Below are 24482 nucleotides of genomic sequence, written 5' to 3'. Positions count from 1 at the left end.
GCCGCAGCAAAGACAAAGACCAAAAGAAAACTAAGGACGCGCATCAGGCGGCCTTATCGTGCGATTCAGGAAGGCAGACGAGATGGCCCGGCGCGACCTCGCGCAGGCGCGGTTCCATGCCAGGGAGAAGCCTGTAGGGCTCTGGCCAGCAGGACGGCTCGCTCGCGCCGTTTTCCACCAGAGCAGAGAAATCGAGCTTGTGGTCCAAGCTCGGCGTCGGGATCGCGGTCAACAACGCCTGCGTATAGGGGTGACGCGCATCCTCGACGATCGCCTTCTTGTCGGCGACCTCAACGACGCGACCGGCGCACATGACCGCGACCCGATCGGCGATGTAATCGACGACCGCGAGATTGTGACTGACAAACAGAAACGTGAGGCCGAGCTCGGACTTCAGATCCTTCAGGAGATTGAGGATCTGCGCCTGCACCGAGACATCCAGCGCCGAGACCGGCTCGTCGCAAAGCAGAAGTTCCGGAGAGAGCGCCAGCGCCCGAGCGATACCGATCCGCTGGCGCTGCCCGCCCGAAAAAGAATGCGGATAGCGCCGGAGGTGGCTGAGGCTCAACCCCACCATGCGCACAAGCTCCTTCACCCGCTCGTATCGCTCAGCCGCCGTGCCGATGCCATGGATGGCGAGCGGCTCCGTCAGGATCTCGCGCACCGTCATGCGCGGGCTGAGCGAGGAAAAGGGATCCTGGAAGATGATCTGTACCTTGCGACGAAAGGCGAAGCGTTCCGCTTTAGAAAGATGCGCCAGATCGCGCATCTCACCGCCGAGGCGGTAAAGCACGTGCCCTTCGTCGGGTGTTTCTGCCCCCAGGACGAGCTTCGCCGTGGTCGTTTTGCCCGAGCCGGACTGCCCGACGAGACCGAGACATTCGCCGCATTTCACGGTCAGGTCGAGCCGATCGACCGCTCGCACCGTTCGGGTCAGCGCGTCTCCCATCTTGCGCAGCCGGTAGACTTTGCTGAGCTTGCGCAATTCGAGCAACGGCTCGTTGCCACGCGCCCGCTGGTCCTGTGCGGGGCGGTGCAGAAACGTGGCCGGCTGGGCCTCAATCGGGCGGATGGGCTGAAGGCGCTCCTCCGGCCCCATATCGAAGCGGGGAACAGCGCGCAGGAGTGAACGCAGATAGGGATGCTCTGGCGCACGGAAGACGGTCTCGCTCGCCCCCGTCTCCATGATGCGGCCGCGATAGATGACCGCCACATAGTCGGCGATATTGGCGACGACGCCGAAATCATGCGTGATCAGAAGCACCGCCATGTCGAGTTCGGCCTGCACCGTGCAAATGAGGTTCAAAACCTCGGCCTGGATGGTGACGTCGAGCGCGGTCGTGGGTTCGTCGGCGATCAAGAGCGCCGGCCGGCACATCAGAGCCATGGCAATGACCGCGCGTTGGCGGAGGCCTCCGGAGAGCTCGAAAGGATACGCAGACAATGCCCGCTTGGGATCCGGAAAGCGAACGAGCCTCAGCATTTCGGCCGACAGCGCCCGCGCTTCCGCCCGGCTGGCGCCACGATGCACACGCACCACTTCACCCAGCTGGTCACCGATCGTGTGAAGCGGCGACAGCGCCGTCATAGGCTCCTGAAAAATGATGGAGATACGATCGCCGCGGATCGCTCGCATCTTTGGGCTGCGCGGGTCCTTGGCCGCAAGATCCACGCTGATGCCATCGCGGGGGTCAGTGAAGACGATCCGCCCGCCTGCGATACGGCCCTTTTGCGGCAGTATTCCCAGAATCGCCTGCGAAATCACGGTTTTTCCGGAACCGGATTCCCCGACGAGAGCAACCGTGGAGCCACCGGGCACTTTCAAAGAGACGCCATCGACAGCGCGTGTGCGACCTTCATCTCCGGCGAATTCCACCACGAGATCGGTGATCTCGAGCACCGGGCGGGGAGCCGCATCGAGACGCAACGACGGAGAGTGAGAAGCCTTTACATCGTCCACGGTTCATAGCTTGGCGGAGCCCTCAATGGCAGGCAAGCGCTTTTGCTGCGCTTCAAGACGGCTGCGAAAGAGCATCTGGAAAGTGATGCCAGGACGGCGGAGGCCGACCGTGGCCAACTGCCCGAAATCAGCTCCACCAAACACGGCGTTCGCTGCAAGGTCAGCCGGTTGTGCGCTCAAAGATCGTCACGGAAAGCCGCTCGGCTACGGGCCCTCACCTCGCTTTGCAGGCGAACTTCATGAAACAATCGCTGCTTTTCGCTTGCCATGGGCGGTCAATGAAGGCTTCAAAGCGCCGGGGCAATCGGCCCTTCCTCCCCTCTCTTGTTGGACAAGAACGGGCGCGATACCTTCCTCCGGGGCAAGTTGGTACTTGGGGAATGGTCATGCCCTTTCGTGTACGGCGGGCTCAGCAGTGGCATGACACAGAAATCACGCGTCCTTATCTATAGCCACGATACGTTCGGGCTGGGTCACCTCAGGCGATGCCAGGGGCTCGCCGAAGCGATCGTTGAGAATTTCGAACACGCATCGGTGATGATCCTGTCCGGATCGCCGATCATCGGCAGCTTCGAGTACCGCTCGCGCGTCGATTTCGTTCGGGTTCCTGGTGTCATCAAACTCAGGAACGGCGAATACACCTCCCTCAATCCAAAGATCGACATCGACGAGACATTGTCGCTGCGCTCTTCGATCATCGAGCATACGGCCTCGATCTATCGGCCGGACATCTTCATCGTCGACAAGGAACCCTATGGGCTGAGAGGCGAAGTGCGACCCACGCTGTCTCTTCTGAAAAAGCAGGGCACTCGCCTTGTTCTGGGGCTCCGTGACGTGCTCGACGATCAGGAGATCCTGGCGCAGGAATGGGCGCGCAAGGATTCCTACCGTGCGCTCAACGACCTCTACGACGATATCTGGGTCTATGGCCTGCCTTCCATCTATGACCCACTGGCCGGACTGCCCATTAGTGACGCTGTCCGCGACAAGATAATTTTCACGGGCTATCTGCGGCGCCAGCTGCCGAGATTCGATCCGAACCATCCGCAGCCTTTCGACGGCGATCCCTTCATCCTCGTCACACCGGGCGGCGGAGCGGACGGCATTGAGCTCGTCGATTGGGTGCTGCGCGCCTATGAGGCGCAGGAGCGGCCGCTCTTTCCCGCATTGATCGTGCTTGGACCTTTCATGGCGCATAACGATCAGCAGGGTTTTTTCGAGCGGGCACAATCGCTGCGCAACGTCAAGACGATGCGCTTTACCCCGCAACTCGAACCGCTCATCAATGATGCCGTCGCCCTGGTCGGCATGGGCGGCTACAACACGTTTTGCGAGGCTCTTTCCTTCGACAAGCCGACGCTCCTCATCCCACGCGTCGTTCCGAGGCGCGAGCAGGCGATCCGGGCCGAACAGGCGGAGAAGCTCGGCCTGTGCACGCATCTACCGATCGACGACTACCCGGATGTGAGCGCCATCACCGAAGCGCTTGCGGATTTGCCAGATCGACCTTTGCCATCGCAGCATTTTGTTCCGGGCCTTCTCGATGGGTGGGACACGATCCGCGAATTGCTCACGCCTTTTCTGGAAACCCCGGCACTCAAGCGCAGCTTGCCGTGAGCAAGGCTTCTCGCGGGTTCAAAATGCGCGTCGCGACAATCCTCAAAGGCTATCCACGCCTGTCGGAGACGTTTATCGCCCAGGAGATCCGAGGCCTGGAGCGGCGCGGCATCGCGCAACGCATCGTCTCGCTGCGCCATCCCACAGATCCTTATGAACACGACATCCACCGCGAAATCGAAGCCGAGCGCTATTATCTTCCGGAATATCTCAAAGACGATCCGAAGCGGGTGTCACAGGCGCGGCGGAAGGTGGAGAAGCTTTCAGGCTTCGAGGCGGCGAAAGCGGCGTTTGAGCAGGACTTCGCCCGCGATCCGACAGCCAACCGTCGGCGCCGCTTCGGACAGGCGGCGGTGCTTGCTGCGGAAATGCCAGAAGATATCGGGTGGATGCACTGCCACTTCCTGCACACCCCGGCTTCGGTCGTGCGCTATGCAAGCCTGATGACGGGCATCGGCTGGTCGTTTTCGGCCCACGCCAAGGATATCTGGACAACACCACCGGAGGAGCTCGCAGACAAACTCGCGAGCGCCGCCTGGGGCGTCACCTGCACCGAGGCGAATCTTCAGTATCTTCGAAGCCTGACGGACGATCCCGAGAAGATCGAACTCGTCTATCACGGTCTCGACTTTTCCCGCTTTCCCAAAGAGCCACGCCGTGAGCCTTCGGACGCCAGCTGCTTCACGCTCATCACCGTAGGTAGAGCCGTCGAGAAGAAAGGCTTTGACGATCTTCTCACTGCGCTTTCACGTCTGCCTGTGGAGCCACGGTGGCGGCTCGTCCATATCGGCGGCGGCGCACTGATCGCACCTCTCAAGGCACAAGCCGAACGGCTTGGGCTTTCAGGACGTATCGAGTTTCGCGGACCGCAGCCGCGAGCCGCCGTTCTCGCAGCCTTGGATCAGGCCGATCTGTTCGTTCTGCCGTCACGCGTGACCGCGGATGGCGATCGCGACGGCCTGCCGAATGTGATTCTGGAGGCGGCCGCCTTCGCCTTGCCGATCATCGCAACCCGCGTCTCGGCGATCCCGGAATTCATCGAAGATGGCGTCACCGGCCGGCTCGTGGCGCAACGCGACACGGAGGGACTTGCGACTGCGATCGCAGCTTTGATGCGCGACGGAGACTTCCGACGCCATCTCGGTCTTGCGGCTTTCCGCCGAGCACATTCCGATTTTGCCGCAACGCCAGGGATCGACAAGGTGGCAGCGATGCTGCGGTCTTCTTTGATTGGCGATCAGGAGGATCAAGAAGCATCTGCCGCGAGCGCCAGATGAAGATTGCTTTCTACGCGCCGATGAAACCTCCGGACCATCCTGTTGCGTCCGGCGACAGGACCTTTGCCCGCGCCATTCTTGCCGCTCTCAGGGCTCTTGGGCACGAGGTCGAGGTGGTTTCTCGCTTCCGCAGCTGGTGCCGCAATCCTGGAGAACAGACCGCGCTCGCGCATGCCGCAGAGGCGGAACGGGCGGCGGTGCGTCACCGGCTCGAAACCGCACCTCCGGATCTTTGGCTTACCTATCACCTTTATCACAAGGCGCCGGATTGGCTCGGACCCGAGATCAGCGCAGGACTCAGAATCCCCTATATCGTGATCGAGGCAAGCTTCGCGGAAAAGCAGCGTTCTGGCCCCTGGTGCGAGGGGGCCGCGGCTGCGGAGGCGGCGCTTGCGAGAGCCGACATGGTCGCGGCGATCCAGTCTGAAGATCTTGCAGGACTTCGCAAAATCGTGCCGCAGGCGCGGCTTACCCATCTCGCACCCTTCATGGAGCTTAGTCCGTTTCTGCGCGTCGAAAGCAAGCCGCATTCTGGATCCCTCCGGCTCCTTGCTGTCGGCATGATGCGGGAAGGCAGCAAGACCTCCACATACCAGGCCCTCGCCAAAGCACTGGCGGCACGGGAGGAGGCAGAGTGGACGTTGACCGCCGTGGGCGACGGCCCAGAACGGTCCACGCTCGAACCGCTCTTCCCCAAAGCCAAAACACGCTTCATCGGCGCGGTCGCGCCGGACGCGATGCCGGCTCTTTATGCGACAGCCGATCTTTTCGTGTGGCCCGCACAAAAAGAGCCACTCGGCTTCGTGTTCCTGGAAGCGATGGCAAGCGGCCTTCCAATCATTGGAGGCCGTGGCGGCGGCGTGCCGGATCTGGTGCAGGACGGCGTGAACGGTTTTCTCGTCGAGCCGCAAGAGCCGCAGAATGTGGTGGCGGCGCTTTCCCAGCTCGCTGATCCTGGGCTGCGGGCGCGGATGGGCGCCGCAGGGCGGCAGATCGCTGCCGAAAAGCACAGCCTCGAGGCGGGCATGGCAGGATTGTCCTCCCTCATCGCGCGAGCGGGTGTCACCGGCCGCGAGACCGCCTGATGCGGGCGCTAATCTGGGTTCAGCATCTTCTGGGCGTCGGGCATGCGGTCCGCGCCGGCGCGATCGCGCGTGCGCTTCGTGAAGAAGGCGTCGCCGTCACGCTCGTAACCGGAGCGTCTTTGCCGGGCTCCGTCGATACACAGGGCGTCGAGGTCACGACGTTACCGGCGGCGCGAGCATCTGATCCGGCCTTCAGCGCCATCATCGATGACAACGGCCGCAGGGTGGATGATGCCTTCTGGCAAAGGCGACGCGACATCCTTCTCGCGCTCGCCGATCGGATCGATCCCGACATCGTGGTGACGGAGGCATTCCCGCTCGCAAGGCGCGCCTTTCGGACAGAGCTCGTCCCATTTCTTCAGAAGTTACGGGCAAAGCCCCGGCGACCGATCATCGCCGCTTCGGTTCGCGACATCCTGGTGCGCAAGCCGCCCGACAAAGAAAGGGCGATGGCCGATCTTGCCCTCGCCTATTATGACAAGCTCCTGATCCATTCAGATCCGCAGCTCGTGCGGCTGGAACATAGTTTCGGGGAAGCGGAAAGGCTCGCGCCGCTCGTCACCTACACGGGCTATGTCAATTCCAGTTCCTCCGTGCCCGCACCGGATGGCGATGGCGAAGGCGAGGTGATCGTCTCTTGCGGAGGTGGAGCGGTGGGACAAGCCATCCTGCGGGCTGCGCTTTCAGCGCGCCTGCATAGCTCCAATGCAGCCACATGCCTTTGGCGAGTGCTCGCTGGTCCCCATCTAAGCCCCGGTGATTTTGCCGCTCTTGCGAAGGCTGCCCCGCCGGGCATCGTTGTGGAGCGAGCAAGGCGTGACTTTCCAGATCTCCTGAAACGTGCGCGGCTGTCGGTGAGTCAGGCTGGCTACAACACCGCTGTCGACATCTTGCAGGCCAAGGTGCCCGCGCTCTTCGTTCCATTCGCGGCAGGATCTGAAACCGAGCAAACGCAGCGTGCAGACCTATTTGCCATCCATGGGCTTGCCGTCGTCGTGCCAGAAGAAGCTCTTTCTGCGGAGAACCTCGCCCGGGCAGTGGACCAGGCGATGCAGCTTAGACCGATGGCTGTGCCGTTTTCGCTGGATGGCGCCCAAAAAACCGCCAAGCTTTTGATCGCGGCGGCGAAAAGAGGATCGTGATGGAAGAAGCGGAGCGGTTTTGCGCGCGATTGGACGCGGCGGCGGAGACCGGAAGGGCGCTTTCCTTCTGGTGGCGCGACGACGACGCCACCGAGCCGACGCCCGAGCTCGACAGACTGGCGGGGCTTTTCGGCGAGATCGACGAGGCCAGGCGTCCACCGCTCGGCCTCGCGGTGATCCCGGACGGCGCCCGCCCGGCGCTCGTCGACCGGCTCGCACGCGAGCCCTATATCGCCATCCTGCAACACGGCCTGGCGCACAGAAATCATGCGCAGGAAGGCGAAAAGAAGTCGGAATTTCCGCTCTCGCGCCCGCTGACGAATTGTCTCGCCGATGTCAAAACCGGTCGCACGCGGTTGCTGCAGCTTTTCGACGGCAGGCTCCTCCCCGTCTTTGTGCCACCATGGAACAACGTCTCGCATCCCGTTTTGGAGGGGCTGACTGCGCTCGGGATCCAGGGTCTGTCGCGATTTGGTGCGACGAAGGGCGCGTGCGGGGAATGCAACACCCATCTCGACATCATCGAATGGCGGCACACGCGCGGTTTCATCGGCCGCGAGGCGGCCTTCCGTCTTCTCACCGAGGAGGCGGAGCGACGGCTCGCGGGCGCCAGCGAACCGATCGGCATCCTCACCCACCATCTCGCCCATGACCAAGCCTGCTGGGACTTCTCCCGCGAATTGCTGACGCTCCTCGCAAATCATCCTGGCGCGGCCTTTCCGCCTCTCCAGGAGCTTTTCGCGCTACGCGAGCCGGGATACCCAACGACCCATGGGTGAACCGCCAAGCCCGCGGGAGTTGTTTCGCACCGTCAAGAAGCTCGACCTCTTGCAGCGTTTTCAGGATGCCGGAGATGTTCGCATCGCGGCAGATCCCACATGTGCCGAATTCCTCAAACGCTACCGCAACGGCGCCTATGCCGCCCTCCTTCTCGAGGAAGGATCATCGGCATCCGCTTGCCATCCCGACCAGATCATCGCTGTCTCGTGCGATGATGAAGCAGGTCTGAAACATCGCCTGGCAGTTCGGTTTCCGGATACGATCGTCGCCGGCTTCATCGGCGATGCGGCTCTCAGAGCAGCGGCACATGCCGATCCCCTTGCCGACGAAACCGGCATCCTCAGTGAGCCGGAGCCCAGCCGGCTCTATGCCGTTATCTGCGGGCCCCGCACTGGCTCCACCTGGTTCGTCAATCTCCTGCGCGAAACGGGACGGCTCGGTCGGCCCACCGAGCATCTGCGCCCGCTGATCGTTTTTATGGCACGTCACCGAAGCCGCTTTGGAGTGGATCTCGGCCGCTGGCTCGCCCTTCTTGTGCGGCAGGAGCAGAAAAACGGGGTCTTCGGGACAAAGGTCATCGACGATTTCGCCATTTCGCTTGCTCCGCTTCTCGATGCCAGCGAACGGGCCGTGGTTCAGCGCCTTGCCGCAAAGACGTGCTTCATCCGCTTTCGTCGGCGTGATCGTGTGGCCCAGGCGGTGTCGGAATATATCGCGGAAGCGACAAAGGTCTGGCATGTGCGCAACAGCGAAGCGATGGCCGCCTACAGCGAGGCGAAAGAGGCCGTCACCTACGACTATCAGCGCATCCTCGCCTCCTATCGCCGGCACAGCGCCGCAGAAGCCACCATCGACGGCTGGCTTTTCAGGACAGGAAGGCCAGCACTCAATGTCGTCTACGAAGACGTTCTCGCAGCACCGGAAGAGCGCATTGCCGAGATCTTCAGCTTTCTTGGGGGGGCGACGGCACCCACCTTGCGGATTTCACCAACACGCTACCAGCGGCTCGGCGACGAAGTGAACGACGATATGGCACGCCGCTTTCGTGCAGAGTTCGGTCTTGAGACGCCCTCCTCGTAGACCCGCCACCTGTGCGTTCTCACAAGCCGAGCTCGCGGCAAATCTTCTCCGCCAGCATATCGGTGCATTTCTCGCTGCGCGCGAAATCATCGAATAAGAGCGACCACGTGCCGTCGCCGGCATCGCGGTAGGGGCCAAATTTGAAATACTGATTCGGACCGAGATGGCGATGGCCGATGCGGCCGGTCACCTGCGCCACCCGCTCGCCGTTGACGAAGAGTTCGATGCGGCCGTCACCGTCGGGCCCGGCGCGTGTGAAAGCAATGATATTGAACCAGCCATCCTCCGCTTCGGGCAAGGCCGGCACAAAACGGGTCACATGGATCTCGTCCGTGCAGGCATCATACTTTTCGTGGCGGGCAGGTCGATCGCCACCCTCCGCAATCACCCAGCCACGGCTTTGATCATCATAGGGTCGGTTCCAGACCTCCATTTCGCCCGGCTGACACGGGGAGATCTTGGTCCCGTCAACGGAAAGCAGCGGCTTCAGCAATTCGGTCTCGACGGTGAAGAAGAGCTTCCCGTCGCGCAGTCTAAGAGCCAGGAAGGGGCTCGAATTGCCGGGGACGCCCTTCGGGATCGTACGCTTCCATTGCGCCAGGACGTGCCGGTGATCACCGTCCGGGCGGGGACCGACGAAACGCACCGAAAAGCGGTACCAGACGGGCGTTCCGTAAGGCAGATGGGCACTCTTCGATTCCCACAATTCGGCCCGCTCGCTGCAATCTTCCGCCTGTGGCGGACAATGCTCTTCAAGCGTGAGCTCGATCGCGGTCGAGCCGTCCCGCCCCTCCCCTGGCACGAAGCGGTAGCTGCCGGCCCGCTGCTCGAAATTGTCTTTGTAATAGAGAACGGCGGGATCAAGTTCGCCGCTTTCGAAGTCCTCTCGCAGCATTTTCGCCTGTCCGGCGGATGCAAAGAGAGAGAACCAAAGGCCGGCAAAAAGGAGCGGCAGGAAAAAGCGCATCGGTCTCATCACCAGAGGCAGGGATCCCCCACAAGGCCTTACCGGTCAAGGTTTGCGCACGCAATCCACGCTCTGCGGGCGGTCGCCACCCACAGCCGGGCGCGACCGATCCGGGGAAAGCGACCAGCAGGACTACGAAACATGAGGGAATTGGCTGGGGCGGCAGGATTCGAACCTGCGAATGGCGGCACCAAAAGCCGCTGCCTTACCGCTTGGCTACGCCCCAATGCACGCTCGCGAGAGCAGTGCATGCGCCTATAAGGGCTTTGACGAAGTTGGGCAACATGTCGAACCGATCATAAGCCTATGAAGGAGGCTGCGACATAGGTGCAGGCCTTTTATGCCAAATCCGTCGCATCACATTGAGAAGATGGCTTGAAGCCGAAGCGGTGCAAGGCTATAAGCCACCCCGCTTCGGCGGAGTGTAGCGCAGCCTGGTAGCGCACCTCGTTCGGGACGAGGGGGTCGCAGGTTCGAATCCTGCCACTCCGACCATTTTATCCCGAGGCTTTGGGGCGGGATCGCGGCTCCTTAGCTTTTGCCGGCCTACGCTGCCGGCCCAGTCTGGGCCAAAGATCCAGACCGCGACGTCTCTTCTCCCAAGCCCTGCCAGAACAGTCGCTCAAGGTGCGAATCGCAGTTTTGATTCGCCTATCGGCCGGCCGGGCGGGCGATCCAACGATCGCGACATCGAGACGATCGAGCATCAGGCGTGACGCAGCTGACGACGTCGGATCGTTCAGGCGCTTCTTTCAAATCCGGAGCCCAGAGGCGCAGATCTTCAAGCGCATCAAGTCGCGCGGTTGCGGTGACACACGTCGCTTAAAGCAGAAGAGAGTGTCGAGGCCACCGACGCTTCGGGAAAACAGGCAGCGGCGGGGAAACCGCCGCTACCCGAAAAGCTGATCAATCGATATCGAATGAGACGCCCTGAGCGAGCGGCAAGGCGTTGGAATAATTGATCGTATTGGTGGCGCGCCGCATGTAGCCCTTCCAGGCATCGGAACCCGATTCGCGGCCGCCGCCGGTGTCCTTTTCACCGCCGAAGGCCCCACCGATCTCTGCACCCGAGGGGCCGATATTGACATTGGCGATGCCGCAATCGGAGCCCGCGGTGCTGAGAAAGCGCTCGGCTTCCTGCAGATCTCGCGTAAAGATCGATGAGGAGAGACCTGCCGCCACCGCGTTGTGAGCGGCCAGCGCTTCGTCGAAGGCACGATACTTCATCACATAAAGGATCGGCGCGAAGGTCTCTTCGAGAACCGGCCCGGTCTGTTCGGGCATCTCCACTAGTGCCGGCCGAACATAGTAAGCGTCGGCATCGCCCGTCTCGACGCGCGCACCACCCGTCACAGTGCCCCCGGCCGCCTTCGCAGCATCGAGCGCACGAATCATGCCTTCAAAGGCAGGCTTGTCGATCAAGGGGCCGACAAGCGCGTCGCCGGCCAGCGGGTTTCCAACCTTCACACCTTCATAGGCCCTCTTCAGACGCGGTACGAGTTCGTCATAGACGCTCTCATGAACGAAGAGACGCCGCAGCGTCGTGCAGCGCTGTCCAGCCGTGCCGATTGCACTAAAGGCGACGGCGCGCACTGCCATTTCGAGATCGACGGATGGACAGACGATCGCACCGTTGTTGCCGCCGAGTTCCAGAATGGCACGGGCGAAACGCTGCGCCAGACGTGGCCCGACCTGGCGACCCATTGCCGTCGAACCGGTCGCGGAAACGAGCGGTACTTTCGGATTGTCAACGAGTGCCTCACCGACGGCACGATCGCCGATGACGACGCGGACCAGCCCATCCGGGACGTCGCCAAAACGTTCCGCTGCCCTCTTGAAGATCGCCTCACAGGCGAGCGCCGTCAAAGGTGTCTTCTCCGAAGGCTTCCACACCACCGCATCGCCGCAAACGAGAGCGAGGGCCGTATTCCACGACCACACCGCCACGGGAAAATTGAAGGCGGAGATGACGCCGACAACACCGAGAGGATGCCAGGTTTCCATCATGCGGTGGCCAGGACGCTCTGTGGCTATGGAGAGACCATAAAGCTGCCGCGAGAGACCGACAGCGAAATCGCAAATGTCGATCATTTCCTGCACTTCGCCCGCTCCCTCTGACGGGATCTTGCCGGCCTCGATGGAGACCAGACGACCGAGATCGTCCTTTGCGGCCCTCAATTCTTCGCCGAAGAGGCGGACGAGCTCACCACGGCGCGGCGCAGGTACCATACGCCATTCGAGGAAGGCCGAATGGGCGGCATCGACCGCGCTGTCGGTGGCGGCCGCATCAGCTGCGGGCACACGGCCGATCTCGGCACCGGTGAGTGGTGTGCGCGCAACGATGTCGCCGCCCGACAAGGCAGCTTCGGCCACGCCGAGGCGGTTGAGGATAGCAAGCGCGTCTTGAGCAATATCGAGGGTCATGGGCACTCCTGCGGAAAATTCTCGGCGGCATGGCTACGCTAGAATGACTTCATAAGAAAGCCACCGACCTGATACGCGGCGGCCGCAAGCAAAGCCCACATTTAGGATCGACTACCTTCGCTCGGCTGTCACACAGCGAAGCTAGGAACGCGACCGTAGGAATTCCGTATGGAGAAGGTCGTGCTTCGAAACATCCTTTTGACTTCCGCGGCGCTCGCGCTCGGATCCACCGCCGCCTTTGCCCAGGACATCGTCCAGAGCAACAGCAGCTGGTACACCGATGCGGAGGCCGCTCTCAATCAGCGGCTCGAGCATCAGCCGAACACCAATCGCGCCAAGAACGTCATCCTGTTCATTGCTGATGGCATGGGCGTCGGCACCAATTATGCCATTCGGCTTTATGCCGGCCAGCAGAACGGCGAATACGGCTCCGAGCACGTGCTGCCCTACGAGGCCTATCAGGACTTTCCGAACGTGGCGCTCGTGAAGACCTACAACATCAACGCCCAGACGCCCGATTCCGCACCGACGGCGGGCTCGATGAACACCGGCGTGAAACAAGTCTTCAACACCATCAATCTGAGCGAAAACGCCGTTCATGACGAATGCGCCTCGGAAGAAGGCAACAAGCTCACACTCTTCTCCGAACTGATGAGCGAGATGGGCAAGTCGGTCGGCGTCGTCACGACAGCGCGCATCACCCATGCGACGCCCGCGGCGGCCTATGCGAAGACGGCGAACCGCAACTGGGAAGGCGAAGCGCCCGAGGGCTGCACCGACATCGCCACGCAGCTTCTCGACCAGATGAAGGCGGGCGTCGTCGACCTCGCCATGGGCGGAGGCCGTCGCTATTTCCTGCCTGAGACCGTGACCGACGAAGAAGGCAAGAAGGGCAAACGCAAGGACGGCCACAATCTCGTCGATGAAGCCAAGGAAGCGGGCGTCCAGTACGCCTGGAATACGGAGACCGCGAAGGCGCTCAATCTCGACGGCGAAACGCCTGTGCTCGCTCTCTTCGAAGACAGCCACATGAAGTACGAGCACGATCGCACCGAAGCCGACGAACCGTCTCTGACCGAGATGACCAAGACGGCCATCGATTATCTCTCCAAGAACGACGAGGGCTATTATCTGGAAATCGAGTCCGGTCGCGTCGATCACGCCAATCACGACGGCAACGCCTTCCGCACCGTGACGGACGGTGTGGAGTTCGCCAATGCGGTCGCCGCCGCGGCCGAGATGACCAATCCGGAAGACACGCTCATCATCGTCACGGCCGACCATGAGCATTCGATTGCGCTCAACGGCTATTGCGGCCGCGGCTCGCCGATCCTCGGACTCTGCTACGACATCGGCAAGGGCCAGGTGAAACATGCCGATGAGCCGGTTCTCGCCGACGACGGCAAACCCTTCACCGTCATCGGCTACCTGAACGGCCCGGGCGCCGTCCTGAAAGAGCAGGAAGACAAGAGCTATTCTGGTTCGCGCCCCGACCTCACCGAGGAAGAGGCGGAAGATTCCGAATATGTGCAGCAGGCCCTGATCCCGATGTCGTCGGAAAGCCATTCCGGCGAGGACGTGGCGGTGTGGGCGCGCGGCCCCTTTGCGCATCTCTTCGATGGCGTCATCGAGCAGAACTACATCTTCCACGTGATGAACCACGCGGCGAACGCCGAATAGGCGCCGTCACGGATGCCGCGCGACGGCATCTCGCTTTCTGGGAGGCTCCGGCAAGTGCCGGAGCCTCTTGCGTCAAAGGCGGCAGAAAAAGTGCGTCCCGCGAAAAACGATGTCGCAGGCGCTCCAGGTTTTCTCAGCTGTCACAAAGCCCGGCTAGGGTGCCGTCATGCCAGACGAGACCCTCATCGACCGCCGAACTCTGCTTGCCACTCTGGCAGCAGCGCTTGCCATCGGTCCCTCCCACGCCCGCGCAGAGACGTTGCGCATGCGCGACCTCTACAACAAGGACCTCTCCTTCTCCGATCTCGCGCAGAAGATGGAGAACGAGCGCATCGAAGTGCGGGGCTATATGGCGCCGCCGCTCAAGGCGGAATCGCGCTTTTTCGTGCTCACCAAGCGGCCGATGGCCGTCTGTCCGTTCTGCGAAACGGAAGCCGAATGGCCGGACGATATCCTCGCCGTCTATACCAAACGCATCATCGACGTGGTGCCCTACAACGTTCCGATCACCGTGGCAGGCAGGCTCCAGCTCGGCACCTATGAGGACCCCGAGACGGGCTTCGTCAGCCGCGTGCGCACGGTCGAATCGCACTACGCCCGCGATTGACGACGATGACACTTCCCCTCTCCGTTTCCGGCCTCAGGGTCGAAGGTGATGCCGGTCGAGCAATTCTCGAGGCAGATGCCTTCGAGGTTGCAGCAGGTACGGCGATCGCCATCCGCGGCCCGTCCGGGGCGGGCAAGTCTACGCTTCTCTTCGCGCTCGCCGGATTGGTGCCGATCGCGCAAGGCTCCGTGCGCTGGGGCGAGACGGAGATCTCGTCCATGAAGGAGGACGGACGCGCCGCCTTCCGCCGTGCCCATATCGGCATGATTTTTCAGGATTTCCTTCTCTTCGAGGAGTTGAGCGCGGAGGCGAATGCGAGCCTTGCGGGCGCCTACGTCCGCAAGCGGCGCCATAAGATCGGTGAAGGCGCGCGGAGAGCGCTCGAAAGGCTCGGCCTCAAGGGAGACGATGCGCGCACGGTTGCGACCTTCTCCGGCGGCGAACGTCAGCGTGTCGCCGTGGCACGTGCGCTCGCCACCGAACCTTCCATCATCCTCGCCGACGAACCGACAGCGAGCCTCGATCGGGCAGCGGCCGACGCGCTCGTCGACGACCTCATTCAACTGACGCGAGAGAGCGGACGCACCCTCATCGTCGCAAGCCATGATCTCAAAGTGCACGAGGCCGTCGACCGCGTGATCGACGTTGCCGACGGGCGCCTCATCGGCGAGGTCCGGCGCGATGCTTGAGACCGCGAGCGATTGGTGGAACGGGCTCGCGCCCGGCATCCAGGACGGGCTGCTCTTCCTCCTCTTGCTGTCGCCCGCGATCCTCACGGGGTTTCTCGTCGTCACGGGCTACCGACCATTCGCTTTGGTGCGCGCAATGCTCTGGCGCTTTCGATGGACGAGCCTTCTCTTCGTCGTTCTGATCGGGGTTTCGGTGGGGATCGGCGTCGGCCTCATCGCCCAGGAACGCGGCCTGCGGCAGGGAACGGCACGCGCGGCCGACAAATTCGACCTCGTCGTCACGGCCCCCGGCAGCGAAGTGACGATGATGCTTGCCGCCGTCTATCTCCAGCCCTCCGACGTGCCGCTTCTTTCAGGCGAGGTCTACAATCGCATCGCAGAGCACGAGAATGTCAGCCTCGCCGCGCCGATCGCCTTCGGCGACAGTTTTGAGGGTGCGCCGGTCGTCGGGACGACGCCGGATTTCATATCGCATCTTTCCTCCGGCGCGCTCGCCGAAGGCAGGCTCTTTGCGGCCCACGAGGAGGCGGTCGTCGGCGCACGGGTCGCGCTTCGCCTCGGTGATCATTTCACGCCTGCACATGGCGTCGGCCCGTCGGCCGAAGAGCATGCGCATGAGGGCCATTCCTATACCGTCGTCGGGCGGATGCCCCCATCCGGGAGCCCATGGGACAAAGCCATTCTGGTCCCGGTAGAAGCGGTCTGGGAGGTCCACAATCTCCCCGTCGGACATCGCCCGTCACGCGCCGAACAGATCGGGCCGCCTTTCGATGCGGATTATTTTCCGGGCACGCCTGCCATTCTGGTGCGCGCCGATCAGCTCTGGGCGAATTATGCGCTGCGCTCCGAATTCACGACGGCGGAGACGATGGCATTCTTTCCGGGCGCGGTCCTCGCCAGCCTGCATGCGCTCTTGGGCGATGTCCGGCAGATCCTGTCGGTGATGGCGATCGTGACGCAGGTCCTCGTCACGGCCGGCGTTCTCTCCGGTCTCATCATCTTGATGCGGCTGTTCGCGCGCCGTCTCGCCTTGTTGCGGGCCCTTGGCGCGCCGCGGCGCTTCGTCTTCGCCGTGGTTTGGTCCTATGCGGCATTCCTGATCGGCGCTGGCGCCGTCCTCGGCGTCGCCATCGGCATCGCTGCCACCGCCATCATCTCGCGAATCCTGACCGCCCAAACCGATATCCTGATCCGCGCCAGCCTCGGCTGGCCGGAATTCCATCTCGTCGCCGGTTTCGTCAGCCTGACGGTTCTGCTCGCTCTCCTCCCGGCCTTCATCACCCTCGCACGGCCGGTGGTGCGCGACCTACGAGGGTGAAGACATCTCATGAGGGAGTGCGGAAAATGCACAAGTTAAGTCTCGTGTCCCTTGCGGCAGCCTTTGCAGCCATCGGCCTCGCAGCTTCCGCGACCACCGCACAAGAGAAGCACGGGCATGCGGAGGAAAGCGGGCACACAGAAAGCCATGACGACCACAGCCACCATGAGGCCGAGCTCCATGGCGTGCGTCTCCTCCATGCCTGGACGCGTGCGACGGATGCCAAGACGGCGCTCGTCTTCGTCGACATCCAGAACAAATCCGAGAAGAACGTCGTTCTCGAGGGCGGAGAGGCCGATATCGCCAAAACGGTCGAGCTGGTCGGCTTCCAGCTCAAAGACGGCGAGCCGGACTATGTCGCGCTTCCCAAGATGCCCGTGACGGCGGGCGGCGAGGTCAAACTTTCACCCAACGGTCTGGCGCTTCGTCTCGACGGCCTCACGCGACAACTGCACCAGGGCGACGAATTTCAGATGGAATTTCGTTTCGACACTGGCCATGTCGACATGTTCGTGCAGGTCGAGGCGGAAGACGCCATGCACCACAGCCATGTCGGGCATACGCACTGAGCGCAGCAACAGCGCATCGCGGATTACCGAGCCGCAGCCAGATCGCGCAGGAGCTCTTCGCGAAATGCCGGATCGTCCCAGTCGGCAGGACCGCGGAGCGTCCGCTTGAGCGAGCGATCATCGCCGAGAACGACCGTCGCCGGATAGCCTCGCAGACGAAAGGCCATGCCTGCATTGCCGCGAACGAGCTGCCAGCTCTGAAGACTCGGAAGACCGAGTTCATCGACATAGAAATCTCGGACCCGCTCGAAGGGAAGATCATCGACGGAGACGACGAAGAACCGGTCTCTCCGGTTCCGCTCGGCCAGGAAGGCCGCAAATCGCGCGACTTCCGGCAGTTCATCGCGACAGGGACCACACCAGGTCGCCCAGAAATGTACGACCGCCGGCCCCTTCCCCAACATATCCCCGAACGAGAGGACGTTCCCATCGCCGTCCGTGACGGCAAGGCCCGTGAGGTCGGGACCTCCTTCGGCCGCACGGATCGGACCGGCCAGAAGCGCGGCACTCAAGGCCAGAAACGTCCGCCGAGAGCACGCCGGCACGTTCACTCCTTGGCGGCCGGCGCGACGGCCTCCTCGCTCTGGACGCCGCTCGGCTCGATGCGGCCCCGCCGCTGCAGCCAAAGCGCCACCACCCAAACAAAGGTCGCCCACGCTGCCCCGATCGCCCAGCCGGCGAGGACATCCGTCGGCCAGTGCACGCCGAGATAAACACGAGACAGGCCCACGAGGATCGTCAGGAGAACGGCGACGAAAAGCGCGTAGAGCTTGAGAGCCCTGCCCTTGCTGAACCGCATGACGAGCGCACCGAGTGTCAAATAGACCGTCGCCGACATGGCGGCATGAGCGCTCGGAAAACTCGTCGTGAAAACCTCGGCCGAATGGGCGACCAGATCGGGGCGCGGTCGGGAAAAGCCGTATTTCAGCGCGTTGACGACGATCGCACCGCCGGCAAGCGAGGCGAAAACGAGAAGGCCGGCATGCGGGCGCTTCGTCAGAACGAGCCAGAAGATCACCGTCAACGAGACGAAGACGAGACCGAACGTCGAGCCGAAGCTCGTGACGTCGCGCATCGTCTCCTCGAACCATAACGGCCCCAGAGGGTCGGCGTGGTCGGCGGGATTGCGCATCGCCAGCATGATGAACATGTCGAAGGCGTGGGTCTCGCCTTCCACCACTTCATCGGCGAGTGCGATGAAGCCCCAGACCGAACCGGCCCCGAGACCGATCAGGAGGAGAAGCAGAAATTCCTGCCGGGCCCAGTGATGGCGCACATGGTGAATGGTGCGCCGGGTCATGCTTAACAGCTGTTCGGGAAATGCCATGGGTCTTTCATAAGGGCCAAAAGATCGCGGGTCAGCGGCTGGATACGCGGCCTTTCAACGTCCAACCCCGCGTGAGGTTGCTGTTGATTTCCGCTTAGATTCCGTCGTTACCTGTCGCAAGCAGGCGAGGGCGTGGGGCCCGCGCTGCTCAAGTTCCCTCGTAAGGAGCGTATATGATCCTCAAAACCACCATCCGGGCGCTCGCATTGGGCGTCAGCATGGCCGCCATGGTAGCTGGCGCGGCTTCGGCCAAGACGCTTGTCTACTGCTCTGAAGGCTCGCCCGCCGGATTCGATCCAGGCCTCTACACCGCAGGCACCGATTTCGACGCCTCCTCCAAGACGGTCTACAACCGCCTGGTCGAGTTCAAGAGCGGCACGACGGAAGTCGTCCCGGCTCTCGCCGAAAGCTGGGACGTGTCCGACGACGGCATGGAATACACCTTCCATCTGCGCGAAGGCGTCAAGTTCCAGACCACGGACTTCTTTACGCCGACGCGCGAATTCAATGCCGACGACGTGGTGTTCAGCTTCACCCGCATGCTCGACAAGGAAAGCCCGTGGTACAATTACGCGGGCGGCCAGTGGCAGTATTTCGACGCCATGTCGATGCCGGACCTCCTGAAGAGCATCGAAAAGGTCGACGACCACACGGTCAAGTTCGTGCTCACTCGGCCGGAGGCGCCCTTCATCGCCAATATGGCGATGGATTTCGCTTCGATCATGTCGAAGGAATACGCCGACCAGCTGCAGGCTGACGACAACATGCCGATGCTCAACCAGCAGCCGCTGGGCACCGGGCCGTTCCAGTTCGTCGCCTATCAGAAGGACGCGGTGATCCGCTACAAGGCCAATCCCGATTACTGGGGCGGGAAAGAAGCGATCGACGACCTCGTCTTCGCCATCACCCCGGACGCAGCGGTTCGCTACCAGAAGCTTCTCGCCAACGAGTGCCAGATCATGCCGTATCCGGCACCGGCCGACATCGAGGCGATGAAGTCGAACGACGACATCAACGTCATGGAGCAGAACGGCCTCAACGTCGCCTATCTCGCGTACAACACGCTGCAGGAGCCGTTCGACAAGCCGGAAGTGCGCAAAGCGCTCAATATGGCGATCAACAAAAAGGCGATCATCGACGCCGTCTTCCAGGGCTCCGGCTCGGTGGCCAAGAACCCGATCCCGCCGACGATGTGGGGCTACAACGACGCCATCGAGGACGACCCGTACGATCCCGAAGCCGCCAAGAAGATGCTCGAAGACGCCGGCGTGACCGACCTCAAGATGAAGATCTGGGCGATGCCTGTGCAGCGGCCTTATATGCCGAATGCCCGTCGTGCCGCGGAGCTCATCCAGTCGGACTATGCCGAAGTCGGCGTCGATGCAGAGATCGTCTCCTTTGAATGGGGCGAGTATCTGAAGCGCGCCGCGGAGAAGGACCACGAAGGTGCCATCATCCTCGGCTGGACCGGCGACAATGGTGACCCCGACAACTTCCTCGCGGTGCTTCTCGGCTGCGACGGCGTCGGCACCTCGAACAACGTCGCGGAATATTGCGACGACGATTTCGAGAGCCTGATCCAGAAGGCGAAGACGCTTTCAAGCCAGGAGGAACGCGCCGAGCTCTACAAAAAGGCGCAGGAAGTCTTCAAGGAAGACGCGCCCTGGGCGACGCTCGCGCATTCGGTCGTTTACATGCCGATGCGCAACTCCGTTCAGAACTACAAGATGGACCCGCTCGGCTCGCATCGCTTTGACGGCGTTGACATCGCGGAGTAATCAGTCCAACCGCTTTATCAAGGAGCCCCGCCGTCTATCGGCGGGGCTTCAAATCATCGAGCCAACTCTCTGAGATATGCTGCGCTTCCTCTTCGTGCGCATCGGCCTGCTGGTGCCGACTTTCATCGGCATCACGATTGCCGCTTTCGGTTTTGTCCGCCTTTTGCCCGGCGATCCGGTCCTGCTTTTGGCCGGCGAGCATGGCGTCAGCCCCGAACGGCATGCAGAGCTCATGCATCAACTTGGCTTCGACCGGCCGATCTGGGTGCAGTATTTCGACTTTCTATGGTCGGTGCTGCAAGGCGATCTCGGCCGATCGCTTGTCACTCATCGGCCTGTCCTGGCTGAATTTTCCACACTTTTTCCGGCCACTCTGGAACTCTCCGTCTGCGCCATCATCATCGCCACCGTCGTCGGCATTCCGATCGGCGTGATCGCTGCGATGAAGCGCGGCACATGGGTCGATCAGTCGGTGATGGGTGCCGCCCTCGTCGGCTATTCCATGCCGATCTTCTGGTGGGGCCTCCTGCTCATCATCTTCTTCTCCGGCGTGCTGCATTGGACCCCGGTCTCCGGGCGCATCTCGCTGCTCTACTATTTTCCCGCCCATACCGGCTTCATGCTGATCGACAGCCTGCTCTCGGGGCAGAAGGGCGCCTTCGTTTCGGCCGTCTCGCATCTCATCCTGCCGGCGGTCGTGCTTGCCACGATCCCGCTAGCGGTGATTGCGCGCCAGACGCGTTCGGCGATGCTCGAAGTGCTCGGCGAGGATTATGTGCGCACCGCGCGCGCCAAAGGCCTGTCGCAGGCCCGGGTCGTGGGCCTGCATGCGCTGCGCAATGCCTTGATCCCGGTGGTGACGACGATCGGCCTGCAGGTCGGCGTGATGATGGCGGGCGCCATTTTGACCGAAACCATCTTCTCATGGCCGGGCGTCGGCAAGTGGATGGTCGATTCCATTTTCAGGCGCGACTATCCGGCCGTGCAGGGCGGTCTTTTGATGATCGCAGTGATCATCATGTTCGTGAATCTGATCGTGGACCTGCTCTACGGGCTCATCAATCCCCGCATCCGGCACACGAGGTGACGCTATGAGCCGTATGGAAGCCGAAGCTGAGGAGATCGCAGCGGAATCGCCTCGTATGGCGATGCTGCGAGAGTTCTGGGCTTATTTCAGCGAGAACCGCGGCGCCGTCATCGGCCTCGTCGTCTTCGTCGTGATCTGCCTCGTCGCGATTTTCGCCGACGTGATCGCCCCCCATTCGGCGAGCGCGCAGTTTCGCGATTCGCTCCTCGTCCCGCCCGCCTGGCAGGAGGGCGGCTCGTGGGACTTCATCCTCGGGACCGACCCCGTCGGGCGCGACATTCTTTCGCGTCTTATCTATGGCAGCCGCTTTTCCTTGTTCGTCGGCTGCGTCGTGGTCGCTGGAGCGCTTGCGGTCGGCATCGTCGTCGGCCTCCTCGCCGGCTATTTCGGTGGCTGGTTCGATACCCTCGTCATGCGGGTGATGGACATCATCCTCGCTTTTCCGAGCCTGCTTCTCGCCCTGGCGCTGGTGGCGATCCTCGGTCCCAGCCTGACGAATGCGATGATCGCCATCGCGATCGTGCAGCAGCCGCATTACGTCCGCCTTACCCGTGCGGCGGTGATGGCGGAAAAGCAGCGCGATTACGTCACGGCTGCGCGTGTCGTGGGCGCAAGCCCGCTCCGGCTGATGGTCGTGACCATCCTGCCCAATTCGCTGTCTCCCCTCATCGTGCAGGCGGCCCTGTCTTTCTCCAATGCCATTCTCGATGCTGCAGCACTCGGCTTCCTCGGCATGGGCGCGCAGCCGCCGACGCCGGAATGGGGTACCATGCTCGCCGAAGCACGCGAGTTCATCCTGCGCGCCTGGTGGGTGGTGACCTTCCCGGGCCTTGCGATCCTCGTGACGGTGCTTGCGATCAACCTCGTCGGCGACGGGCTGCGCGACGCGCTCGACCCGAAGCTGAAGCGGAGCTGATGAAGCGCCGTGAGAGATTGCGCCACTGACAAAACCGGGCGGTCCACGTCCCAACGCCAAGCTTGAACCGCGATGCCCCTTCTTCACATCGAAAACCTCTCCGTCACGTTCCAGACCGCCTCCGGTCCGTTCCTTGCCGTCGACAGCGTCGATTTCAGCGTGGATGCGGGCGAACGTCTCGCGATCGTCGGGGAATCGGGCTCGGGCAAATCCGTCGCCATGCTCGCCGTCATGGGCCTTCTGCCGCCGACGGCGACCGTCACCGCGGATCGTATGGCCTTCGACGGGCAGGATCTGCGGCACCTGTCGCGGCGCGCCCGGCGTCGGGTGGTCGGCGGCGATATCGCCATGATCTTCCAGGAACCGATGTCGAGCCTCAATCCGTGCTTCACGGTCGGCTTTCAGATCAACGAAGCGCTTTCGGCTCACACCGACCTCACCCGTTCCCAAAGGCGTGAACGATCGGTGGAACTCCTGCGCTCCGTCGGCATCCCGGAGCCGGAGCGGCGCCTCTCGGCCTTCCCGCACCAGCTGTCCGGCGGCATGAGCCAGCGCGTGATGATCGCCATGGCGACCGCCTGCCAGCCGCGGCTTCTCATCGCCGACGAACCGACAACGGCTCTCGACGTGACCATCCAGGCGCAGATCCTCGACCTCCTCGTCGATCTGCAAAAAGAGCACGGCATGGCGCTCATCCTCATCACGCACGATATGGGCGTGGTGGCGGAGACGGCTCAGCGTGTCGTCGTGCAATATGCCGGCCAGCAAGTGGAGCGCCAGGACGTCATCGGCCTCTTCGACGCGCCGCATCATCCCTATACCTCAGCGCTCCTCGACGCGCTTCCCGACCGGGCGACGGGCGACCGGTTGCCGGCGATCCGCGGGGTCGTGCCGGGCCAGGGCGACCGGCCGAACGGCTGCCTCTTCAATCCCCGCTGCCCCTATGCCGACGACACCTGCCGCACCGTCGTGCCGCCGCGGCAGCCGCCGGCCCTCGGCGAGGCCTTGTGCCACTATCCTCTCAACCGTGCGGAGCAGGCGGCATGACGACGATCATCGAAGCGGCAAACCTGTCGCGCGTCTACGAAGTTCGGCGCGGTCTGTTTGCGGAGCCCGGCAAGGTGCGGGCGTTGACGGAGGCGAGTTTCTCGGTCACGGCCGGCACGACGCTCGCCGTGGTCGGCGAATCCGGCTGCGGGAAGTCGACGCTCGCACGGCTTCTCACCATGATCGAGCCGCCGTCGGATGGCGAACTCGTCATTGACGGGCATGATGTCGGCAAGTCCGGCCACAGCGATCTCGCCGCCCTGCGCAAGACGGTGCAGATCGTCTTCCAGAACCCCTACGGCTCTCTCAATCCGCGGCAGAAGATCGGCTCCATTCTGGAAGAGCCGCTTCTCATCAACACCGACATGCCCGGCAAGGCGCGCCGCGAAAAGGCGCTCGATATGCTGGAACGCGTCGGTCTGCGGCCGGAGCATTATAGCCGATATCCGCACATGTTCTCCGGCGGGCAGCGCCAGCGGATCGCGATTGCGCGCGCCCTCATGCTCGACCCGAAGATCCTCGTCCTCGACGAGCCGGTCTCGGCGCTCGATGTCTCCATCCAGGCGCAGGTTCTCAACATCCTCGCGGATCTGCAGGAAGAGCTCGGCCTCACCTACATCTTCATCAGCCACGACCTCTCCGTCGTGCGTTTCGTCGCCGACGAGGTGATGGTAATGTATCTCGGCCGGCCGGTAGAGATTGCGCCCGTGGAAACGGTGTTCGAGCAACCGCTGCACCCTTACACGGTGGCGCTTCTGTCGGCGACGCCTGTCGCCGATCCGCGACGCCCGCGCCAGAACATCAAGCTCGAAGGCGAACTCCCCTCTCCGTTCAATCCGCCTTCCGGTTGCCCCTTCCATCCGCGTTGCCGCTACGCGCGTGAGAAATGCGTTGAGGTCAGGCCGGAATTGACGCTGCACGGGCCGACGAAGGTCGCCTGCCACGGCATCGACGACGGCTGGATCGACTACACCGCCGTCCCGCCGGGAGGCGGCAAAGCTCCGATGCCGGACCACGCCGGAACCGAGCCTGCGGAACGGGAGGAAAGCGCGGTCAAATCTCCAGAGACGGGCGGCCCGCTCTAAGTCACGAGGATATTGGCCGCAGCGATCACAGAATATTCTGCGGGCCT

The 24482-nt window shown here is 62.7% G+C and carries 20 protein-coding genes, 2 tRNA genes and 1 pseudogene; 17 read left to right on the top strand and 6 right to left on the bottom strand.

The window, feature by feature from the left end:
- Positions 1–43: 43 nt before the first annotated feature.
- Complete coding sequence (locus EO094_RS11855; protein ID WP_246008481.1) at positions 44–1900, bottom strand: dipeptide ABC transporter ATP-binding protein; 1857 nt, start codon at positions 1898–1900, stop codon at positions 44–46.
- Positions 1901–2380: 480 nt separating this feature from the next.
- Between EO094_RS11855 and EO094_RS11850 the strand changes: the two genes are divergently transcribed.
- The 6 genes from EO094_RS11850 to EO094_RS11825 are packed head-to-tail and all read left to right on the top strand — an operon-like array spanning position 2381 to position 8941.
- Entirely contained in the window at positions 2381–3577 is a 1197-nt protein-coding gene (locus EO094_RS11850) for a glycosyltransferase family protein (RefSeq protein WP_128292492.1), read from the top strand.
- A 23-nt stretch (positions 3578–3600) separates the two neighbouring features.
- A complete protein-coding gene (locus tag EO094_RS11845; RefSeq protein WP_128292491.1) occupies positions 3601–4854 on the top strand; it encodes a glycosyltransferase family 4 protein in 1254 nt (417 codons plus the stop codon).
- Positions 4851–5939: a glycosyltransferase family 4 protein gene (locus EO094_RS11840; protein ID WP_128292490.1), complete on the top strand. Its 1089-nt coding sequence runs from the start codon at positions 4851–4853 to the stop codon at positions 5937–5939. Before EO094_RS11845 ends, EO094_RS11840 begins: the two co-directional genes overlap by 4 nt.
- A complete protein-coding gene (locus EO094_RS11835; RefSeq protein ID WP_128292489.1) occupies positions 5939–7081 on the top strand; it encodes a glycosyltransferase family protein in 1143 nt (380 codons plus the stop codon). The genes EO094_RS11840 and EO094_RS11835 overlap by 1 nt, the downstream gene beginning before the upstream one ends.
- Positions 7081–7860, top strand: a complete 780-nt coding sequence (locus tag EO094_RS11830; protein WP_128292488.1) for a polysaccharide deacetylase family protein — start codon at positions 7081–7083, stop codon at positions 7858–7860. The genes EO094_RS11835 and EO094_RS11830 overlap by 1 nt, the downstream gene beginning before the upstream one ends.
- Positions 7853–8941, top strand: a complete 1089-nt coding sequence (locus tag EO094_RS11825) for a Stf0 family sulfotransferase (protein WP_128292487.1) — start codon at positions 7853–7855, stop codon at positions 8939–8941. The genes EO094_RS11830 and EO094_RS11825 overlap by 8 nt, the downstream gene beginning before the upstream one ends.
- A 19-nt stretch (positions 8942–8960) precedes the next feature.
- Here EO094_RS11825 and EO094_RS11820 read toward each other — a convergent pair whose 3' ends face one another.
- Together EO094_RS11820 and EO094_RS11815 are read right to left on the bottom strand one after the other, a co-directional pair.
- Complete coding sequence (locus EO094_RS11820) at positions 8961–9836, bottom strand: polysaccharide lyase family 20 protein (protein ID WP_164879645.1); 876 nt, start codon at positions 9834–9836, stop codon at positions 8961–8963.
- 223 nt (positions 9837–10059) lie between these two features.
- Positions 10060–10134 (bottom strand) — tRNA-Gln (locus EO094_RS11815).
- A gap of 192 nt (positions 10135–10326) precedes the next feature.
- Here EO094_RS11815 and EO094_RS11810 point away from each other — a divergent pair.
- Positions 10327–10403 (top strand) — tRNA-Pro (locus EO094_RS11810).
- 411 nt (positions 10404–10814) lie between these two features.
- On the opposite strand, the gene amaB is transcribed toward EO094_RS11810, so the two are convergent.
- The gene (gene amaB / locus EO094_RS11805) at positions 10815–12332 is read right to left on the bottom strand and encodes an L-piperidine-6-carboxylate dehydrogenase (RefSeq protein ID WP_128292485.1); all 1518 of its coding nucleotides are present in this window, start codon (positions 12330–12332) and stop codon (positions 10815–10817) included.
- 180 nt (positions 12333–12512) lie between these two features.
- On the opposite strand from amaB, the gene EO094_RS11800 reads away from it, so the two are divergent.
- The 5 genes from EO094_RS11800 (at position 12513) to EO094_RS11780 (ending at position 17195) form a co-directional block, all read left to right on the top strand.
- Positions 12513–14012: an alkaline phosphatase gene (locus EO094_RS11800; protein ID WP_246008480.1), complete on the top strand. Its 1500-nt coding sequence runs from the start codon at positions 12513–12515 to the stop codon at positions 14010–14012.
- A gap of 166 nt (positions 14013–14178) precedes the next feature.
- The gene (locus EO094_RS11795) at positions 14179–14619 is read left to right on the top strand and encodes a hypothetical protein (RefSeq protein ID WP_246008479.1); all 441 of its coding nucleotides are present in this window, start codon (positions 14179–14181) and stop codon (positions 14617–14619) included.
- 5 nt (positions 14620–14624) lie between these two features.
- Positions 14625–15308 (top strand): ABC transporter ATP-binding protein, encoded by a 684-nt coding sequence (locus EO094_RS11790; protein WP_128292483.1) that lies wholly within the window; start codon positions 14625–14627, stop codon positions 15306–15308.
- Positions 15301–16626 (top strand): ABC transporter permease, encoded by a 1326-nt coding sequence (locus EO094_RS11785; protein ID WP_128292482.1) that lies wholly within the window; start codon positions 15301–15303, stop codon positions 16624–16626. Before EO094_RS11790 ends, EO094_RS11785 begins: the two co-directional genes overlap by 8 nt.
- A 26-nt stretch (positions 16627–16652) precedes the next feature.
- Complete coding sequence (locus EO094_RS11780; RefSeq protein ID WP_128292481.1) at positions 16653–17195, top strand: copper chaperone PCu(A)C; 543 nt, start codon at positions 16653–16655, stop codon at positions 17193–17195.
- Positions 17196–17218: 23 nt separating this feature from the next.
- Here EO094_RS11780 and EO094_RS11775 read toward each other — a convergent pair whose 3' ends face one another.
- Both EO094_RS11775 and EO094_RS11770 read right to left on the bottom strand, forming a co-directional pair.
- Positions 17219–17740 (bottom strand): TlpA family protein disulfide reductase, encoded by a 522-nt coding sequence (locus EO094_RS11775; RefSeq protein ID WP_164879644.1) that lies wholly within the window; start codon positions 17738–17740, stop codon positions 17219–17221.
- A 2-nt stretch (positions 17741–17742) separates the two neighbouring features.
- Positions 17743–18522 (bottom strand): phosphatase PAP2 family protein, encoded by a 780-nt coding sequence (locus EO094_RS11770; RefSeq protein ID WP_128292480.1) that lies wholly within the window; start codon positions 18520–18522, stop codon positions 17743–17745.
- 173 nt (positions 18523–18695) lie between these two features.
- Between EO094_RS11770 and EO094_RS11765 the strand changes: the two genes are divergently transcribed.
- The 5 genes and pseudogenes from EO094_RS11765 to EO094_RS11745 all read left to right on the top strand — a co-directional run.
- Positions 18696–20300 (top strand): ABC transporter substrate-binding protein, encoded by a 1605-nt coding sequence (locus tag EO094_RS11765; protein ID WP_128292479.1) that lies wholly within the window; start codon positions 18696–18698, stop codon positions 20298–20300.
- A 76-nt stretch (positions 20301–20376) separates the two neighbouring features.
- Entirely contained in the window at positions 20377–21387 is a 1011-nt protein-coding gene (locus tag EO094_RS11760) for an ABC transporter permease subunit (protein WP_128292478.1), read from the top strand.
- Between the two features lie 4 nt (positions 21388–21391).
- A complete protein-coding gene (locus EO094_RS11755; RefSeq protein ID WP_128292477.1) occupies positions 21392–22303 on the top strand; it encodes an ABC transporter permease subunit in 912 nt (303 codons plus the stop codon).
- Between the two features lie 72 nt (positions 22304–22375).
- Complete coding sequence (locus tag EO094_RS11750; protein ID WP_128292476.1) at positions 22376–23350, top strand: ABC transporter ATP-binding protein; 975 nt, start codon at positions 22376–22378, stop codon at positions 23348–23350.
- Positions 23347–24294 (top strand): annotated as a pseudogene (locus EO094_RS11745) (dipeptide ABC transporter ATP-binding protein); the annotation flags it as partial. The gene EO094_RS11750 and the pseudogene EO094_RS11745, both read left to right, overlap by 4 nt.
- Positions 24295–24482 lie beyond the last annotated feature (188 nt).

It is taken from the genome of Afifella aestuarii (genome assembly GCF_004023665.1).
GTDB lineage: Bacteria > Pseudomonadota > Alphaproteobacteria > Rhizobiales > Afifellaceae > Afifella > Afifella aestuarii.
Note: the sequence above shows the minus strand (reverse complement) of the source record. Positions and strands in the feature narration are given on the sequence as shown.

Bases quoted from the DNA above. Each gene is read 5' to 3' on its own strand.
- EO094_RS11850 (WP_128292492.1), top strand. From the start codon at position 2,381: ATGACACAGAAATCACGCGTCCTTATCTATAGCCACGATACGTTCGGG.
- EO094_RS11845 (WP_128292491.1), top strand. From the start codon at position 3,601: ATGCGCGTCGCGACAATCCTCAAAGGCTATCCACGCCTGTCGGAGACG.
- EO094_RS11840 (WP_128292490.1), top strand. From the start codon at position 4,851: ATGAAGATTGCTTTCTACGCGCCGATGAAACCTCCGGACCATCCTGTT.
- EO094_RS11835 (WP_128292489.1), top strand. From the start codon at position 5,939: ATGCGGGCGCTAATCTGGGTTCAGCATCTTCTGGGCGTCGGGCATGCG.
- EO094_RS11830 (WP_128292488.1), top strand. From the start codon at position 7,081: ATGGAAGAAGCGGAGCGGTTTTGCGCGCGATTGGACGCGGCGGCGGAG.
- EO094_RS11825 (WP_128292487.1), top strand. From the start codon at position 7,853: ATGGGTGAACCGCCAAGCCCGCGGGAGTTGTTTCGCACCGTCAAGAAG.
- EO094_RS11820 (WP_164879645.1), bottom strand. From the start codon at position 9,836: ATGCTGCGAGAGGACTTCGAAAGCGGCGAACTTGATCCCGCCGTTCTC.
- amaB (WP_128292485.1), bottom strand. From the start codon at position 12,332: ATGACCCTCGATATTGCTCAAGACGCGCTTGCTATCCTCAACCGCCTC.
- EO094_RS11795 (WP_246008479.1), top strand. From the start codon at position 14,179: ATGCCAGACGAGACCCTCATCGACCGCCGAACTCTGCTTGCCACTCTG.
- EO094_RS11790 (WP_128292483.1), top strand. From the start codon at position 14,625: ATGACACTTCCCCTCTCCGTTTCCGGCCTCAGGGTCGAAGGTGATGCC.
- EO094_RS11785 (WP_128292482.1), top strand. From the start codon at position 15,301: ATGCTTGAGACCGCGAGCGATTGGTGGAACGGGCTCGCGCCCGGCATC.
- EO094_RS11780 (WP_128292481.1), top strand. From the start codon at position 16,653: ATGCACAAGTTAAGTCTCGTGTCCCTTGCGGCAGCCTTTGCAGCCATC.
- EO094_RS11770 (WP_128292480.1), bottom strand. From the start codon at position 18,522: ATGGCATTTCCCGAACAGCTGTTAAGCATGACCCGGCGCACCATTCAC.
- EO094_RS11765 (WP_128292479.1), top strand. From the start codon at position 18,696: ATGATCCTCAAAACCACCATCCGGGCGCTCGCATTGGGCGTCAGCATG.
- EO094_RS11760 (WP_128292478.1), top strand. From the start codon at position 20,377: ATGCTGCGCTTCCTCTTCGTGCGCATCGGCCTGCTGGTGCCGACTTTC.
- EO094_RS11755 (WP_128292477.1), top strand. From the start codon at position 21,392: ATGAGCCGTATGGAAGCCGAAGCTGAGGAGATCGCAGCGGAATCGCCT.
- EO094_RS11750 (WP_128292476.1), top strand. From the start codon at position 22,376: ATGCCCCTTCTTCACATCGAAAACCTCTCCGTCACGTTCCAGACCGCC.